Source organism: Rubellimicrobium arenae (genome assembly GCF_017916275.1).
GTDB classification, from domain to species: Bacteria; Pseudomonadota; Alphaproteobacteria; order Rhodobacterales; family Rhodobacteraceae; genus Rubellimicrobium; species Rubellimicrobium arenae.
Map to the genome: position 1 here is coordinate 1 of NZ_JAFMST010000015.1, position 14,555 is coordinate 14,555.

The window sequence follows — 14,555 nt, forward strand, 5'->3', positions numbered from 1 at the left end:
CTCCGGACACCCAATCGCCGTCAAACGGGCAACGACAGCCCCGAGCAACGTCCGGAACTCCTCGAACCGGGCCAAGGGCTCGACACGCCACAGCCCTCACTCCGCCGCCACCCGCGTCCCCTCCGGACACCCAATCGCCGTCAAACGGGCCAGCCTTGATGCGCGCGTTCGGTCATGCGGCCCGATCAGGCTCGTGGCTTTACGGATCGCATCACCAAAGGAGTTCCCAGGATCACGACAAGGATTGGGGCGAGATGATGAACGACGACATACGCAAGGTTGGCCCCGGACACGATGGCGAGCACCGTCACTTCGGCCTCCGCCCCTGGCGCAAAGGCGAGAAAGGCCTTGACCGGTGACGCAAGGCTCACCGGCACTTCGGCGACTGCGTCCGCCAGCATTGCAAGGATCAGCATGATGAGCGCCTTGACGCCGATGGTGCGGCGCAGCTCGCGACAGGTGACGCCGATGTAGTGGAAGCCGATGTTGAGGCCGATCAGGAATTGCGCGACGGCCGCGATGAGTAGACCCCAGCGCGCGGCGGCCAGCGTGAGGAGACGGCGAAGTCAGCGAGCCTCCATCCTCAACCTTCTTCAGACGGCGGTGCCTCCTCGGAGTGCATCACGGCAGGCGGCGCGGCCATGTGCGGGGGAACGAGTCCTCTCCTCGCCAAGGAGCAAAGGCCTCTAGGCCATGGGAGTGCGCGGCACGGTCCTCGCTCGGCTCGCAATCGGCCAGCGGGCGGCAGAGGCCGGACCTTCCGACCGGCCGGTGGAGCCGCACGCTCCGGCCGCGCCGGAACCCCAGGAACAGCGGCACGGCCTCCCGCAGGGCGGCCTCGGGCTGGGGGTGACGCCCGATTCGGCAATCACGAGGATCATGGCGTCGTCCCGTGCTCGGCGTCGATGGTGCGCGTGTCGCCGTTCGCCACCATGGTACGGGTCGCGTCGATGGAGGCGTAGGTCCAGAAGATGCGCATGGGCTTCTCCTGGGAGGCGTTGATGAAGCGGTGCGGCACGTTCGCGGGAATCCAGGTCGTGTCGCCGGTCTCGAGCGGATGGCGCACACCGTCGATCTCGGCGATGGCCTGGCCCTCGATCACCATCACCGACTCTTCGCAGTTGTGCCAATGAAGCCCGATGGCTGCGCCGGGGTCAAAGGCCGTGATGCCGTTGATGAGGCTTGTGGAGCCGCAGGCCCGGGTGACGAGGGGCGTGGTGCGCGCGCCGCCGCCCCGCTCGTTGGTGGGACGCTCGGAGGGGCGCAGGATGGCAGCTTGGCGGGTGTCGCTCATGAGGGGGCTCCTTTAGTCGGCGGCCTTGACCGGGGCCGAGGCCTTGGCAGGCCCGATCCAGACGGTCTTGATATTGGTGAACTCCTTGACACCGTACGAGCCCAGCTTACGCCCGTCGCCCGATTTCTCGATGCCGCCGAACGGCAGGCGGGCGTCCGAGACCACCATGCCGTTGATGAACACCGTGCCGGTGTCGATTCGGCACGCCAGGACGCGCGCGGGCTGCATCGGCGGTCCAGAGCGCGGCGCCCAGCCCGAACTCGGTTCGGTTGGCGAGCGCGATCACTTCGTCGGCGTTGGGGAGGCGGATGATGGCCGCCACGGGACCGAAGGTCTCCTCGCAGAAGGCGACATGATCGGGACGCACATGGTCGAGGATGGTGGCCGGGTCGTAGAAGCCCGGTCGGTCCACCGGCTTGCCGCACATCAGCACCACGGCACCGGCCGACACCGACCGCTCCACCCGACCGTGGAGCTCGTCGCGCCGGCTGGCCCGCGCCATCGGGCCGATGTTGGTGTCGCGCCCCATGGGATCGCCCATCTTCGCCTTGGCCAGGTTGGCCTGGCACGCCTCGGCGAAGCGGTCAGCCGCCGCCGCCTCCACAATGAAGCGCTTGTCGTTCACGCAACTCTGGCCCAGGTTGATCTAGCGCCCCTTCACCGCCACCTCGGCTGCCGCCTCCGGGTCCGCGTCCGCCAGCACGATGAACGGGTCCGAGCCGCCGAGTTCGGGTGGCGCCGCATCGCGATCCAACACGACCGGCCCCCATAACCATCAGCCCCCCGGGGCTCGCTCCGGGCCGCGATTGCGCGAACCCGGACGAGGCAACGCCGAGGTCGAATGGGATCAAGCCCTCGTGCCGACCTGATCTTTGGTGCAGCCGAGCACATGGCCTGGGCTAGTCATCTTGGGACTCGTCAGGACCGAAGCCAATCAGCCCAAATGTCCTGCTGGCACCAGCCCAGCACCGACGCGAAGCCCCCTGCTCCGCCCGATTAGCGTGCGAGTCTTCAGGAATGAATGGTGAGCCGTGCTGGACTCGAACCAGCGACCAACTGATTAAAAGTCAGTTGCTCTACCAACTGAGCTAACGGCCCGCCCGGACCCGCAACTAGGCGGGTCCGCGAGGGGCGTCAACCAGATATTTCCCTAAGGTGGTGTGGGTGGTGAGCCGTGTAGGGTTCGAACCTACGACCAACTGATTAAGAGTCAGTTGCTCTACCAACTGAGCTAACGGCCCACGCCCGGCGACATATGGTCCCTGGGCGGCGGGGTCAAGGGCCTCTGGAAAGGATGGCGCATCGAGAGTAAGTGGGCGTCATGCGTGACATGACGGACACAGGCCTGCCCTTCGCCAAGATGCATGGGCTCGGCAACGACTTCCTGGTGATTGATGGGCGCTCCACCCGCGTGGAGATGACGCCGGAGCTGGCGCGCGCCCTGGGGGACCGCCATCGCGGCGTCGGCTTCGACCAGCTCGCCCTGATCGAGGATTCGGACCGGGCCGACCTGGCGCTGCGCTTCTGGAACACGGACGGCTCCGAATCATCCACCTGCGGCAATGCGACCCGCTGCATTGCGCGGGCCGAGCTGGACCGGACGGGCCGGACCGCCCTGACCATCGCGACCGAGCGCGGGCTGCTCTCGGCCTGCGACGCAGGGAGGGGTCTCACCTCGGTGAACATGGGGGCGCCGCGCCTGCTTTGGCACGAGATCCCGCTGGCCCGCGCCATGGAGACGCTGGAACTGCCCATCGAGGGCACGCCCACGGCGACCTCCATGGGCAACCCCCACTGCACCTTCTTCCTGGAGAACGTCGAGAGCGTGGACCTCGCCACCTTCGGCCCCGCCCACGAGCATCATCCGCTCTTTCCCGAGCGCACCAACGTCCAGGTCGTTCAGGTCCTGTCGCGCGACCGGTTGCGGATGCGGGTCTGGGAGCGGGGCGCAGGCCATACGCTGGCTTCGGGGTCGTCCTCCTGCGCCGTCGCGGTCGCGGCCGTTCGGCGGGGCCTCGCGGACCGCGACCTGACCGTCGTCCTGGACGGCGGGACCCTCCGGATCCGTTGGGCCGACGACGGGGTCTGGATGACCGGCCCGACCGCGCACGTCTTTTCGGGCGTCCTGACGCCCGCCTTCCTGGAGGCTGCCCGATGAGCACCCCGATCTTCGCGACCCTGGGCTGCCGCCTCAACGCCTGGGAGACCGAGGCCATGAAGACGCTTGCGGCCAAGGCCGGGGTGTCGGACGCCGTCGTCGTGAACACCTGCGCCGTGACGCAGGAGGCCGTGCGCAAGGCCAAGCAGGAGATCCGCCGGCTGGCCCGCGAAAATCCGGGCGCCCAGGTGGTCGTCACCGGTTGCGCCGCCCAGGTGGAGCCCGAGACCTTTGCCGCGATGCCGGAAGTGTCCCTGGTGCTCGGCAATGCCGAGAAGATGGATCCCGGCGCTTGGACCCGGATGCGCGAAACGGCCGCTCCCGACTTCGTGGGCGACACCGAACGCGTGCGCGTGGACGACATCATGTCGGTGCGCGAGACGGCGTCCCACCTGATCGACGGCTTCGGCACCCGTGCGCGGGCCTATGTCCAGGTCCAGAACGGCTGCGACCACCGCTGCACCTTCTGCATCATCCCCTATGGCCGCGGGAACTCCCGATCGGTTCCCGCCGGGGTCGTCGTGGACCAGGTCGCCCGCCTCGTGGACAAGGGCTTCCTCGAGGTCGTCCTGACCGGCGTGGACCTGACCTCCTGGGGCGCGGACCTGCCGGGGACCCCGCGCCTGGGGGATCTCGTCCTCCAGATCCTGCGCCATGCCCCGGGGCTGGCCCGCCTCCGCATCTCCTCCATCGACTCGATCGAGGCCGATCCCCGCCTCATGGAGGCGCTGGCGACCGAGCCGCGCCTGATGCCGCACCTGCACCTGAGCCTTCAGGCCGGGCACGACATGACGCTCAAGCGCATGAAGCGCCGCCACCTGCGCGACGACGCCGTGCGCTTCTGCGAGGAGGCGCGGCGCTTGCGCCCCGAGGTGACCTTCGGCGCCGACCTGATCGCAGGCTTCCCGACCGAGACCGAGGAGATGTTCGAGGGCTCGTTGCACCTGATCGAGGATTGCGGGCTGACCTGGCTCCACGTCTTCCCCTTCAGCCCGCGCAAGGGCACGCCCGCGGCCAAGATGCCCCAGGTCGCCGGTCCCCTGATCCGCGAGCGCGCCGCCCGCCTCCGCGCGGCGGGCGAGGACGCGACGCGCCGGCATCTCGACGCGCAGGTCGGGCGGCGGCACCTCGTGCTGATGGAAAGCGCCACCCTGGGCCGGACCGAGCAGTTCGCCGAGGTGACCTTCGGGACGGCCCAGCCGGTCGGCGCCATCGTCGAGGCCGGGATCGAGCGGCGGGAGGGCGAGCGGCTGCGCGCCGCCTGACCTCCCTTGCCGCCCGCCCCGGGCCAGGGCTAGCCTGGATCTCGGCCAAGACCGGAGGGTCCATGCTCAAGCTGCTCGTTTCTCCCGCGTCCCCGTTCGCCCGCAAGGCGCGCGTCCTGATCCGCGAGGCGGGGCGGACCGCCGAGGTGGAGGAGGTGCAGGTCAGCACCTCGGCCTTGGCCACCGATGCGTCGATCCTTCCGCACAATCCGACCGGCCGCATTCCCGTCCTGATCCGCGACGACGGCCCGGCCGTGATCGACAGCCGCGTGATCTGCCGGTTCCTGGACGCCCGCTTCGGATCGAACCTCTACCCCGAGGCGCGGATCTGGGAGGTGCTGACGCTGGAGGCGCTGGCGGACGGCCTTCTCGATTCCGCCCTGTCCATGGCTTACGAAACCCGGCTGAGGCCGGAGGAGAAGCGCTTTCCGGACTGGATGGATGCACAGTGGGGCAAGGTGTCCCAGGGGCTCGATGCCATCGAGGATCGCTGGATGGCCCATCTGGCGGGCCCGATCGACATGGGGCACCTTGGGCTGGCCTGCGCGCTGGGCTACCTCGATTTCCGGCATGGACCGCGCAACTGGCGCGACGGCCGCCCCAAGCTCACCGCCTGGGACGAACGCATGGCGGCACGGCCCAGCCTGTCGGCCACGAAGCCTGCCTGAGGGATCAGAAGCTGAAGCTGACGCCGACGTTGATGGCGTTCGTCACGACGTCAGTCTCCAGGGTGCCGCCGTCGTCGAGGTCGACCTCGTTCTGGGAATAGGTGCCCTTGTATTCCCCGAACACGGACCACCGGTCGGTGATGGGAAGCGAGGCGCCCGCGATCAGGGCCACGGCGGGACCGCTGAGCTGATACTCCCAGGTCCGGGAACCCGTCTCGTCGTCGATGACCTCGACATGCGGCACGGCCACGCCCACGCCGGCGCCGACATAGGGGGTGACGCGACCGAACGCTTCGGGCCAGCGGCGGTAGCCGTTGACCGTCAGGATGTTCAGACCGTCGCTGAACTCGAAGTGCTCAAGGCCCGACTCCTCGAGCGTCTCGTCGTCGGCATAGACCTTGGTGTGGTTGATATCGACGCCGAAGCCGTAGTTGTTGCCCATCCACCAGGTCGCGCGGGCGCCGGCATGGATGGGGGCCTCGAAGGACCGTCCCTCCCACCCGGCCGTGAAGTCGGGATCGACCCCCGCCGGACCATTGTCGATGGTGACGCCCGAATGCGGCGCCGTCTGCCAGCCGCCATAGAAGCTGAGTTCCACCTCCGCGAAGGCGGGGGTGGCGATCATGGCGGCAAGGGGAAGAACAAGAAGACGCATCGATGCTCTCGAGGATAGACCCTTAGGATAAGGTGCCGGCACGGCGACGGCAAGCGTGGGTCGGCCGGAAAGGAATCGCATCCACCTCCCAAGACCCCCGAAACGGACGTAGAATTGTGTTTTCCGCCAGCCCTGCGGCACTGGCGCAACAGGATCGCCTGGTCTGCGACCCCGGCGACGGCCTCCGGGTGCGGCCTCGCGCCGCAGTTGAGGCAAGCGCTCGCCAGGGTTTCGGCGACAGCCCGGCTCCTGCGGCCGTCCGGTCGTCAGGCGCGGGGCCACTGTCCCCCACGGGGGCCTGGGCCTGCGCTCCGGCTGCATCTATCTCAAGCGATCGTGCCCGGCCTCCGGCGCCTGCGCCCATGTGTCCGCTGGACCCTACGGATTTTGGTGATAAACACCCGCGCTGAAGGGACGGGCGTGCCAGCGCACGTCCCCATGCCTATGGGCGGGCCGTCCCGCCCCTATCCCGAGAGAGGTCCCCTTGTCGCACACCGAAGCACCCCAGGGCACCCGCCGCGACTTCATCTACTACGCGACGGCCGGCGCCGGCGCCGTGGTGACCGGCGCGGCTGTGTGGCCCCTCGTCAACCAGATGAACCCGACGGCGGACGTCCAGGCCCTGGCCTCGATCCGCGTGGACGTGAGCGGCGTCGCCCCCGGCACCCAGCTCACCGTCCTGTGGCAGGGCAAGCCGGTCTTCATCCGCGCCCGCACCGAGGATGAGATCGCGGCCGCCCGCGACGTGGATGTGTCCACGCTGCCCGACCCCGACGCCAACAACGCCAACCTCGGCGAGGCGCCCGCCACGGACGAGAACCGCTCGCTCGCCCCCTTCGAGGGCAGCGAGCTGCCCGCGGGCACCTGGCTCGTCCAGATGGGCGTCTGCACCCACCTGGGTTGCGTGCCTCTGGGGGAATCGGGCGATTTCGGCGGCTGGTTCTGCCCCTGCCACGGGTCGCAGTACGACACCGCCGGCCGCATCCGGCGCGGGCCTGCCCCGCGCAACCTGCCCGTCCCCGTCGCGGCCTTCGTGGACGCGGCCACCATCCAGCTCGGCTGAGGAGTCTGCCCATGTCCGGAGTCCTGCACGACGACTACGTACCGAAGACCCGCGGCGAGAAGTGGGTCGAGCGGCGCCTGCCGATCATCTCGCTCCTGTACGGGACGCTGATGATCCGCACGCCGCGCAACCTGAACTGGATGTGGATCTGGGGCATCGTCCTCATGTTCGCGCTGGTGGGCCAGATCGCGACGGGCGTCGTCCTCGCGATGCACTACACGCCGCATGTCGACATGGCCTTTGCCTCGGTCGAGCACATCATGCGTGACGTGAACGGCGGCTACATGCTCCGCTACTTCCACGCCAACGGCGCCTCGCTGATGTTCGTGGCCGTGTACGCGCACATCTTCCGCAACCTGTACTACGGGAACTACAAGACCCCGCGGGAGATCACCTACATCATCGGCATCCTGATGTTCGTGCTGATGATGGGCATCGCCTTCATGGGCTACGTTCTGCCCTGGGGCCAGATGTCCTTCCACGGGACCTCGGTGATCACCGGCCTCTTCGGCGCCATCCCCTTCATCGGGGAGTCGATCCAGACTTGGCTGCTGGGCGCCTCGGCCGTGGGGCAGCCGGCGCTGAACCGCTTCTTCTCGCTGCACTTCCTCCTGCCGTTCGTCCTGCTGGGCCTGACCATCGTCCACGTCTGGGCCTTCCACACGACCGGCAACAACAACCCCACCGGGGTCGAGGTGCGCCGCTCCTCGGTCGAGGAGGCCAAGGCCGACACCGTTCCGTTCTGGCCCTACTTCATCCTGAAGGACTTCTACGCGCTGGCCGTCGTGCTCGCCGTGTTCTTCGCGATCGTCGGCTTCATGCCGAACTACCTGGGCCACCCCGACAACTACATCCCGGCCAACCCGCTCGCCACGCCGTCGCACATCGTGCCGGAATGGTACTTCCTGCCCTTCTACGCGATCCTGCGCGCCTTCACCGGCGACGTCTGGGTGGTGATGTTCGTGGACTGGATCACCTTCGGCATCGTCGACGCCAAGTTCTTCGGCGTGCTGGCGATGTTCGGGGCCATCGTGGTCATGGCGCTCGCCCCCTGGCTCGACACCTCGATGGTGCGGTCGGGCCGGTACCGGCCGATGTTCAAGTGGTGGTTCGCCCTGCTGGTCGTCGACTTCATCACCCTGATGTGGGTGGGCGCGCAGCCGGCCGAAGGGATCTATCCCTACATCGCCCTGATCGGCGCGACTTACTGGTTCGGCTACTTCCTGGTGATCCTGCCCGTCCTGGGCGTCATCGAGAAGCCGCTGACCCCGCCGCCCTCGATCGCGGCCGACTTTGCGGCCCACTACGACCCCCAGACCGGGGGCACCAAGCAGTTCGCCGGCAGCCCCGCCGAGTGAGAGGACCTTCCATGTTCAAGACGCTCGCCCTCGGCGCCGCCCTTGCGATCTCCGCCCTCCCCGCCTTTGCGGAGGGGGAGGGGCACATCACGGACTACGCCTTCTCCTTCGAGGGCCCCTTCGGGTCCTTCGACAAGCTCCAGCTCCAGCGCGGCCTGCAGGTCTACACCGAGGTCTGCTCGAGCTGCCACGGCCTCAGCTTCGTGGCCTTCCGCACCCTCTCGCAGCCCGGCGGCCCCGAACTGCCGGAGGATCAGATGCGTGCCTATGCCGAGCAGCACTCCGTCTTCGACGAAACGCTGAACGACGGCGAGGGCGGGGAACGCCCGGCCACGCCCGCCGACCGCTTTCCGCATTCCTCGCTGTCGAACGCCCCGGACCTGAGCCTGATGGCCAAGGCCCGGGCGGGCTTCCACGGCCCCTACGGCACCGGCCTGTCGCAGCTCTTCAACGGGATGGGCGGGCCGGAGTACATCACCTCGCTGCTCCACGGCTACGAGGAGCCGCCGGCCTGCGCCCCCGAGGACTTCGAAGGCTACTACAACGTGGTCTTCGCCGCTGGCGGCTACCCGGAGGAGTGCAAGGACGAGGAAGGGCATCACCTCTTCCCGGGCTCGTGGATCGCCATGCCGCCCCCGCTCTCGGACGGCCAGGTCGAATTCGCGGACGGCTCGCGCAATGACGTCGAAGGCATGGCGCATGACGCCGCGGCCTTCCTGATGTGGACCGCCGAGCCGCACCTGAACTCGCGCAAGCAGGCCGGCCTGACGGGCGTGATCTTCCTCGCCGTTCTGGCCACCCTGCTCTACCTGACGAACAAGAGGGTCTGGGCGCCGGTCAAGGCCGGCGGCCGCCCGATCGGCCACGACCAGCACGGCGTCTGAGCCGAAGCTGCTAGGCATGGGAAGGGCGTCCGGGAGACCGGGCGCCCTTTTTCCATGCCGGGTGACGGGCATCTCGCCGAACCGGCGACGCGCCCGATCTGCTTGTCCTCAGGTGGCCTGGGTCAGGCCGAGGTAAGCCCTGAGGGCCGGAGGCGGATCGGCCAGCAATTCTTCCGCGGGCTGTGGAGGATGGGCCCGCCCGTCGGCGACCAGACAGATCGCGCCGGCCAGCCGCCGCGCGTCCGCCGGGTCGTGGGTGACCATGAGCAGCGTCGCGCCGCGCCCGTCCAGCACCTCGCGGGTCAGCGCCAGCATCTCGGCCCGCAGCGCGGGGCCCAGCGCCCCGAAGGGTTCGTCCATCAGCACCAGGGGCCGGTCCTGCACCAGAACCCGCGCCAGCGCCGCCCGGGCCTGCTGCCCGCCGGACAGTTCGGCCGGGCGGCGCGCCTCGAGTCCCGCCAGCCCCACCCGGACCAGAGCGGAACCGGCCCGCTGCCGGTCCTCCGGGCTGGGCCTCAACGACGGCCGGAGCCCCAGCGCCACGTTCTGCAGCGCGGTCAGGTGCGGAAAGAGGTTGTTGTCCTGGAACAGGACGCTGATCGGGCGGGCCAGCGGCGGCAGGGGGCCGAGGTCGACCCCGTCCCAGGTCACGCGTCCGCTCCGGGGCGCAAGGAAGCCGGCGATGCCCGCCAGGAGGGTGGACTTCCCGCCGCCCGACGGCCCCATCAGGGCCACCGATGCGCCCCGGGGCACCTCAAGGTCGGCGACGAGCCGAAAGCTGCCCTGCCCCAGTTCGAGCTGTTCAAGACGAAGCATCGATCCGCCCTCCCCGATCGAAGATCCAGAACAGGAGCAGCGCCAGCGCCAGGATCAGCAGTCCCGTCGCCGCTGCGGCCTCCATCCGGTACGCCCCCATCAGCTGCGCCATGAGAAGCGGAAGGGTCTCCTGTCCCGGCCCCGCGAACAGGGCGATGACGCCCAGATTTCCCATCGAGAGCGCCGCGGCAAGTCCTCCGGCAAAGCCGAGGGCCGGGCGAGCCAGAGGCAGGATGACGACCCGGAGCCGTCGGGCGCCGACCAGCCCCAGCGAATCGGCCAGGCGCCCGTGCCGCGCCTCGATCTCCGCCACCGCGGGCGCAAGCGCGCGGAGCGCGAATGGCAGGGAGGCCACGGCGTCCACCAGGGCCGTCACCGGCAAGGCCACGGCGGACAGCCCGACGACGGAGCGCAGCACGAGCAGCAGCCCGGTCCCGAGCACGAGGCTCGACGCGGCCAGCGGGAGCGCCCCCGCCAGTTGGGCGAGCGTGCCGGCCCGCAGCGCCAGCGCCAGCGCGGCCCCGACCGTCAGGACGCTGGCCGAAACCGCCACCATCACCGACCGCAGCGCCGCCCCCATGGTCTCCACCGGCAGGTCGGACAGCCCGCCGACCCCGCGCAGCACCGCGAGCCCCAGCGGAAGAAGCAGGAACAGGGCGGCGCCCCCGATCCAGGCCGCGTCCATGACACGCGCGCCGGCTCCGGCGGCGTCCCACCGCTCGACCGAACGGCCCAGCCCCCCTCCGCCCAGCGCGGGCGGCGAAAGCCAGAGCGCGAAACCCGCGGCCACCCCGCAGATGGCATATTGCAGGAGCGCCAGCTGCGCGGCGCCGGCGAAGTCGGCCTCGAACCGGATGGCCTGGTAGATCGCCAGCTCGACCGTCGTGGCACGGGGGCCGCCGCCCAGGATCAGCGCGACCGAAAAGCTCGTCAGGCAAAGCGCGAAGATCGCCGCGAAGGCGCCCGGCAGGATCCGCCGCAGCATGGGCCATTCCAGCAGCGGCCAGATCGGCGCCCCGAGCGTCGCGGCCAGTCGGAACCGTTCGGCCGGGATGTCGAGCCAGCCCTGAAGGATCAGCCGGGTCGCAAGAGGCAGGTTCAGGAACACATGGGCCAGCACGACGCCGTGAAGCCCATAGACTGACATCCTGGGTCCTCCGATCAGGCCGAGCGCCTCGTTGACGAGCCCGCTCCGGCCGAAGAGCGCCAGGAGGCCCAGCACCGCCACGATGACCGGCAGCACGAAGGGCGCGCCCAGCAGCGTCACCAGCGCCGATCGGCCCGGGAACCGCCGCCGGGCCAGGGCCCGCGCCACCGGCACGCCGAGCCCCACCGACAGCCCCGCCGACAGGGCCGCCTGGACCAGGGTGAACCGCAGCGCCGCCCAGTCCGCTCCGACAAGGCCCCCCTCCCCCGTCCGGAGGAGAAGGGGGATCAGCGTCCCCAGGCACAGCCCCGCCATCAGGAGCGCGACCAGCGCTCCGGGCAACCGGGGCGGCCCGGATCCGACGGCCATGGCGCTACTGCGACAGGGCGGTGCGCCAGGCCTCGACCGCCGGCCCCCGCCGGGCCTCGGCCTCCTCGGGCGGGAAGAACAGCGTCGTGGCCGGGCGCATGCTCTCGAAGCCGTCGGGCAGGCCGGCGGCGGGCGTCACCGCCGGATACATCCAGTTGGTCGTGGGGATCACGCCCTGGAACCCTTCGCCCAGCATGAAGTCGAGAAAGCGGTCGGCCAGCTCGGGCTGGTCGGTCGAGGCGACCTTGGCCGCGACCTCGACCTGGAGGTAGTGACCTTCCTCGAAGGGCAGAGCCACATAGCCGGCGTCCTCCTCGGCGATCAGGTGATAGGCGGGCGAGGTGGTGTAGCTGAGGACGAGGTCGGCCTCCCCTTCAAGGAAGAGGTTGTAGGCCTCGGACCAGCCGGGGGTGACGGTGACGATGTTGTCCCTGAGCGCGTCCCAGATGGCCGGGGCCTCCTCGCCATAGGCGGCGTCGAGCCAAAGCACGAGGCCCAGGCCCGGCGTGGACGAGCGCGGGTCCTCGATCACCAGCGTGGCATCGCTCTCCGTGAGCTCCCGGAAGCTTTTCGGAGCGGGTCCGCCCGCCTTTCCGACCATGGCGAACCAGCCCCAGTCGAAGGGCACGAAGGTGTCGTCCGCCCATTCGACCGGCAGGTCCAGCGCCGCGCCGGTCCCGTGCGCCGCAAAGAGCCCCGTCGCGCGGGCCGCGGCCACGAGGTTCGAATCGAGGCCCAGCACCACATCGGCCTCCGACGTCGCCCCCTCGAGCTGGAGCCGGGCCAGGAGGGCCGCCCCATCCCCGGCGGTCACGAACCGGATGTCGCAGCCGCATTCGGCCTCGAAGGCCTTCTCGACCGCCGGGCCCGGGCCCCATTCACTGGTGAAGCTGTCGTAGGTCAGGACCGTCAGCACGGGGGCGTCCTGCGCCTGCGCGAGCGCCGGGGCGGCGGCGAGGGCGAAGATGGCGGCACGAGTCGGGTTCATGGGTTCGTCCTTCTGATGGCGGACGAACGAGGCTCCCGATGAGCCACCTTCCCTCCGCCGGTATTAGCCGGTTCAGGTTCGACGGGTTCGCGGAGATCGCATCTCAGCCCGTTGCCGGGCACCCCGAGGTGGGGCGGAACATAGCCGCGCGCCCGCACCGCGCAAGGGCCTTTCCGCGTCGCGAGCCCCGGCTTAGGGTCACGCCGGCACATCGCCACGGGAGAGATGCCATGGAATATCGTCGCCTCGGGAAATCGGGGCTGCAGGTCAGCGCCCTGTCCTTCGGCTCCTGGGTGACCTTCGCCAAGCAGGTGGACACCCGGCTGGCCAAGGAGCTGCTGACCGAAGCCTACGACGCCGGCGTCAACTTCTTCGACAACGCCGAAGGCTACGAGCAGGGCCAGTCCGAGGTCGTGATGGGCCAAGCCCTCAAGGAGCTCGGCTGGCCGCGCGAGACCTGGATCGTGTCGTCCAAGGTGTTCTGGGGCGGAAGCAAGCCCACGCAGCGCGGCCTCTCGGCCAAGCACGTGACCGAGGCCTGCCACGCCGCCCTGCGGCGCCTCCAGGTCGATCATCTCGATCTCTACTTCTGCCACCGCCCCGACGTGGACACCCCCATCGAGGAAACGGTGCGGGCGATGGACAACCTCGTCCGGCAGGGCAAGGTGCTCTACTGGGGCACCTCCGAATGGTCCGCCCAGCAGATCACCGAGGCGCATCAGGTCGCCCGCGAATGGCGCATGACCCCGCCCACCATGGAGCAGCCGCAGTACAACCTCTTCGAGCGCCAGAAGGTCGAGGGCGACTACCTGCCGCTCTACGACACCTACGGCCTCGGCACGACCATCTGGTCGCCGCTGGCCTCGGGCCTGCTGACCGGCAAGTACAACGACGGCATCCCCCAGGACAGCCGCGCCGCGCTCCCGGGCTACGAATGGCTGCGCGAGCAGTTCGAGGGCGAGAAGGGGCAGGACCGCCTGCGCCAGATCCGGGACCTGCAGGGGATCGCGGACGGCGCCGGCATCAGCCTCACGCATCTTGCGCTGGCCTGGTGCCTCCGGAACCCGCGCGTGTCCACGGTGATCCTGGGGGCGTCGCGGCTGTCGCAGCTGCAGGACAACCTTGCCGCCATGGACGCGGTCGGGACGCTCACCCCCGATGTCATGGACGCGATCGAGGGCGTGGTGAGGAACAAGCCCGACGCGCCGCGCCGGTTCTGACATGCGCCTTCTCGTGGTCCATGCCCATCCCGTCCCGGAAAGCTTCGGGACGGCCCTGTTCCGAACGGTCGTCGAGGCGGCGGAGGCGGCGGGCCACGAGGTCCGCGCCCTGGATCTGTGCGCCGAAGGCTTCGACCCGGTCATGGGCGCCGAGGAGCGGCGGGGCTACAACGAAGGCGCGCCGCCCAGGGACCCCGTGCTCCTGCGGCACATCCGGCATCTGCGCTGGGCCGAGGGGATCGTCTTCGTCTACCCGACCTGGTGGTACGGCCAGCCCGCGATCCTCAAGGGATGGCTCGACCGGGTGTGGCGGACGGGCGTCGCGTTCCAGCTGGGCCCCAAGGGGCTCGAGCCCGCGCTGACCCGGATCCGGGTGATGGGGGTGGTCACGACGCTGGGCTCCTCGCGGTGGCTCTGGTCGCTGGTGATGGGGGCGCCCGGACGCAAGATCCTGCTGCGGGGCCTGCTGGGCTGCACGGGGCTTCGGACCCGGACCTTCTGGCTGGCCCTCCATGACATGGACAGCTCGACCACGGCCCAGCGGGACCGGTTCCTGGCCCGGGTCCGCGCGCGCATCGCCCGGCTGCCGGCCTGACGGCCCTCGGCCCGGGCCATGTCCGGTGTGGCGGCGCGCTGTTGCCACACGCCCTGCCGGGCGTATCTTTCCGAC

Annotated in this window: 14 protein-coding genes, 2 tRNA genes, 1 pseudogene and 1 riboswitch; of the genes and pseudogenes, 8 read left to right on the forward strand and 9 right to left on the reverse strand. The window is 69.7% G+C overall.

Annotated features, from left to right (window positions below; all coding sequences use genetic code 11):
- Positions 1-185: 185 nt before the first annotated feature.
- The 5 genes and pseudogenes from J3P31_RS19045 to J3P31_RS19070 form a co-directional block, all read right to left on the reverse strand.
- A complete protein-coding gene (locus J3P31_RS19045; protein WP_210530175.1) occupies positions 186-548 on the reverse strand; it encodes an AbrB family transcriptional regulator in 363 nt (120 codons plus the stop codon).
- A gap of 329 nt (positions 549-877) precedes the next feature.
- Complete coding sequence (locus J3P31_RS19050; RefSeq protein WP_210530110.1) at positions 878-1,294, reverse strand: cupin domain-containing protein; 417 nt, start codon at positions 1,292-1,294, stop codon at positions 878-880.
- Between the two features lie 12 nt (positions 1,295-1,306).
- Positions 1,307-1,919 (reverse strand): annotated as a pseudogene (locus J3P31_RS19060) (aldehyde dehydrogenase family protein).
- 397 nt (positions 1,920-2,316) lie between these two features.
- Positions 2,317-2,392, reverse strand: a tRNA-Lys gene (locus J3P31_RS19065).
- 67 nt (positions 2,393-2,459) lie between these two features.
- Positions 2,460-2,535: transfer RNA gene (locus J3P31_RS19070), tRNA-Lys, on the reverse strand.
- 80 nt (positions 2,536-2,615) lie between these two features.
- On the opposite strand from J3P31_RS19070, the gene dapF reads away from it, so the two are divergent.
- The 3 genes from dapF to J3P31_RS19085 all read left to right on the forward strand — a co-directional run bounded on the left by dapF (position 2,616) and on the right by J3P31_RS19085 (position 5,385).
- Positions 2,616-3,452, forward strand: a complete 837-nt coding sequence (gene dapF / locus J3P31_RS19075) for a diaminopimelate epimerase (RefSeq protein WP_210530113.1) — start codon at positions 2,616-2,618, stop codon at positions 3,450-3,452.
- Positions 3,449-4,717, forward strand: a complete 1,269-nt coding sequence (mtaB, locus tag J3P31_RS19080; RefSeq protein ID WP_210530114.1) for a tRNA (N(6)-L-threonylcarbamoyladenosine(37)-C(2))-methylthiotransferase MtaB — start codon at positions 3,449-3,451, stop codon at positions 4,715-4,717. The genes dapF and mtaB overlap by 4 nt, the downstream gene beginning before the upstream one ends.
- Positions 4,718-4,779: 62 nt before the next feature.
- A complete protein-coding gene (locus J3P31_RS19085) occupies positions 4,780-5,385 on the forward strand; it encodes a glutathione S-transferase family protein (protein WP_210530115.1) in 606 nt (201 codons plus the stop codon).
- Between the two features lie 4 nt (positions 5,386-5,389).
- On the opposite strand, the gene J3P31_RS19090 is transcribed toward J3P31_RS19085, so the two are convergent.
- Complete coding sequence (locus tag J3P31_RS19090; RefSeq protein ID WP_210530116.1) at positions 5,390-6,040, reverse strand: outer membrane beta-barrel protein; 651 nt, start codon at positions 6,038-6,040, stop codon at positions 5,390-5,392.
- Positions 6,041-6,524: 484 nt separating this feature from the next.
- On the opposite strand from J3P31_RS19090, the gene petA reads away from it, so the two are divergent.
- Genes petA through J3P31_RS19105 form a run of 3 tightly spaced genes read left to right on the forward strand, consistent with a single transcriptional unit; the run spans position 6,525 to position 9,345 of the window.
- Entirely contained in the window at positions 6,525-7,103 is a 579-nt protein-coding gene (gene petA / locus J3P31_RS19095) for a ubiquinol-cytochrome c reductase iron-sulfur subunit (RefSeq protein WP_210530117.1), read from the forward strand.
- 11 nt (positions 7,104-7,114) lie between these two features.
- Positions 7,115-8,461 carry a cytochrome b gene (locus tag J3P31_RS19100; protein WP_210530118.1) on the forward strand — a complete coding sequence of 449 codons (1,347 nt, stop codon included), beginning with the start codon at positions 7,115-7,117 and terminating at the stop codon, positions 8,459-8,461.
- An 11-nt stretch (positions 8,462-8,472) separates the two neighbouring features.
- A complete protein-coding gene (locus J3P31_RS19105) occupies positions 8,473-9,345 on the forward strand; it encodes a cytochrome c1 (RefSeq protein WP_210530119.1) in 873 nt (290 codons plus the stop codon).
- Between the two features lie 108 nt (positions 9,346-9,453).
- On the opposite strand, the gene J3P31_RS19110 is transcribed toward J3P31_RS19105, so the two are convergent.
- From J3P31_RS19110 to thiB, 3 genes are read right to left on the reverse strand one after another with little or no spacing between them, the layout of a single operon-like run.
- Positions 9,454-10,161, reverse strand: coding sequence for a thiamine ABC transporter ATP-binding protein (locus J3P31_RS19110; protein ID WP_210530120.1), 708 nt, complete (start codon positions 10,159-10,161; stop codon positions 9,454-9,456).
- Complete coding sequence (locus J3P31_RS19115) at positions 10,148-11,677, reverse strand: ABC transporter permease family protein (protein WP_210530121.1); 1,530 nt, start codon at positions 11,675-11,677, stop codon at positions 10,148-10,150. Before J3P31_RS19115 ends, J3P31_RS19110 begins: the two co-directional genes overlap by 14 nt.
- Positions 11,678-11,681: 4 nt before the next feature.
- Positions 11,682-12,665 (reverse strand): thiamine ABC transporter substrate binding subunit, encoded by a 984-nt coding sequence (thiB, locus tag J3P31_RS19120; RefSeq protein ID WP_210530122.1) that lies wholly within the window; start codon positions 12,663-12,665, stop codon positions 11,682-11,684.
- Positions 12,666-12,697: 32 nt separating this feature from the next.
- Positions 12,698-12,801, reverse strand: a riboswitch (TPP riboswitch).
- Between the two features lie 94 nt (positions 12,802-12,895).
- On the opposite strand from thiB, the gene J3P31_RS19125 reads away from it, so the two are divergent.
- Positions 12,896-13,885, forward strand: coding sequence for a potassium channel beta subunit family protein (locus tag J3P31_RS19125; protein WP_210530123.1), 990 nt, complete (start codon positions 12,896-12,898; stop codon positions 13,883-13,885).
- A gap of 1 nt (position 13,886) precedes the next feature.
- Complete coding sequence (locus J3P31_RS19130) at positions 13,887-14,480, forward strand: NAD(P)H-dependent oxidoreductase (RefSeq protein WP_210530124.1); 594 nt, start codon at positions 13,887-13,889, stop codon at positions 14,478-14,480.
- Positions 14,481-14,555: the final 75 nt, after the last annotated feature.

Coding starts and splice junctions, on each gene's coding strand:
- J3P31_RS19050 (WP_210530110.1), bottom strand. CDS start 1,294: ATGAGCGACACCCGCCAAGCTGCCATCCTGCGCCCCTCCGAGCGTCCC.
- dapF (WP_210530113.1), top strand. CDS start 2,616: ATGCGTGACATGACGGACACAGGCCTGCCCTTCGCCAAGATGCATGGG.
- mtaB (WP_210530114.1), top strand. CDS start 3,449: ATGAGCACCCCGATCTTCGCGACCCTGGGCTGCCGCCTCAACGCCTGG.
- J3P31_RS19085 (WP_210530115.1), top strand. CDS start 4,780: ATGCTCAAGCTGCTCGTTTCTCCCGCGTCCCCGTTCGCCCGCAAGGCG.
- J3P31_RS19090 (WP_210530116.1), bottom strand. CDS start 6,040: ATGCGTCTTCTTGTTCTTCCCCTTGCCGCCATGATCGCCACCCCCGCC.
- J3P31_RS19100 (WP_210530118.1), top strand. CDS start 7,115: ATGTCCGGAGTCCTGCACGACGACTACGTACCGAAGACCCGCGGCGAG.
- J3P31_RS19105 (WP_210530119.1), top strand. CDS start 8,473: ATGTTCAAGACGCTCGCCCTCGGCGCCGCCCTTGCGATCTCCGCCCTC.
- J3P31_RS19110 (WP_210530120.1), bottom strand. CDS start 10,161: ATGCTTCGTCTTGAACAGCTCGAACTGGGGCAGGGCAGCTTTCGGCTC.
- J3P31_RS19115 (WP_210530121.1), bottom strand. CDS start 11,677: ATGGCCGTCGGATCCGGGCCGCCCCGGTTGCCCGGAGCGCTGGTCGCG.
- thiB (WP_210530122.1), bottom strand. CDS start 12,665: ATGAACCCGACTCGTGCCGCCATCTTCGCCCTCGCCGCCGCCCCGGCG.
- J3P31_RS19125 (WP_210530123.1), top strand. CDS start 12,896: ATGGAATATCGTCGCCTCGGGAAATCGGGGCTGCAGGTCAGCGCCCTG.
- J3P31_RS19130 (WP_210530124.1), top strand. CDS start 13,887: ATGCGCCTTCTCGTGGTCCATGCCCATCCCGTCCCGGAAAGCTTCGGG.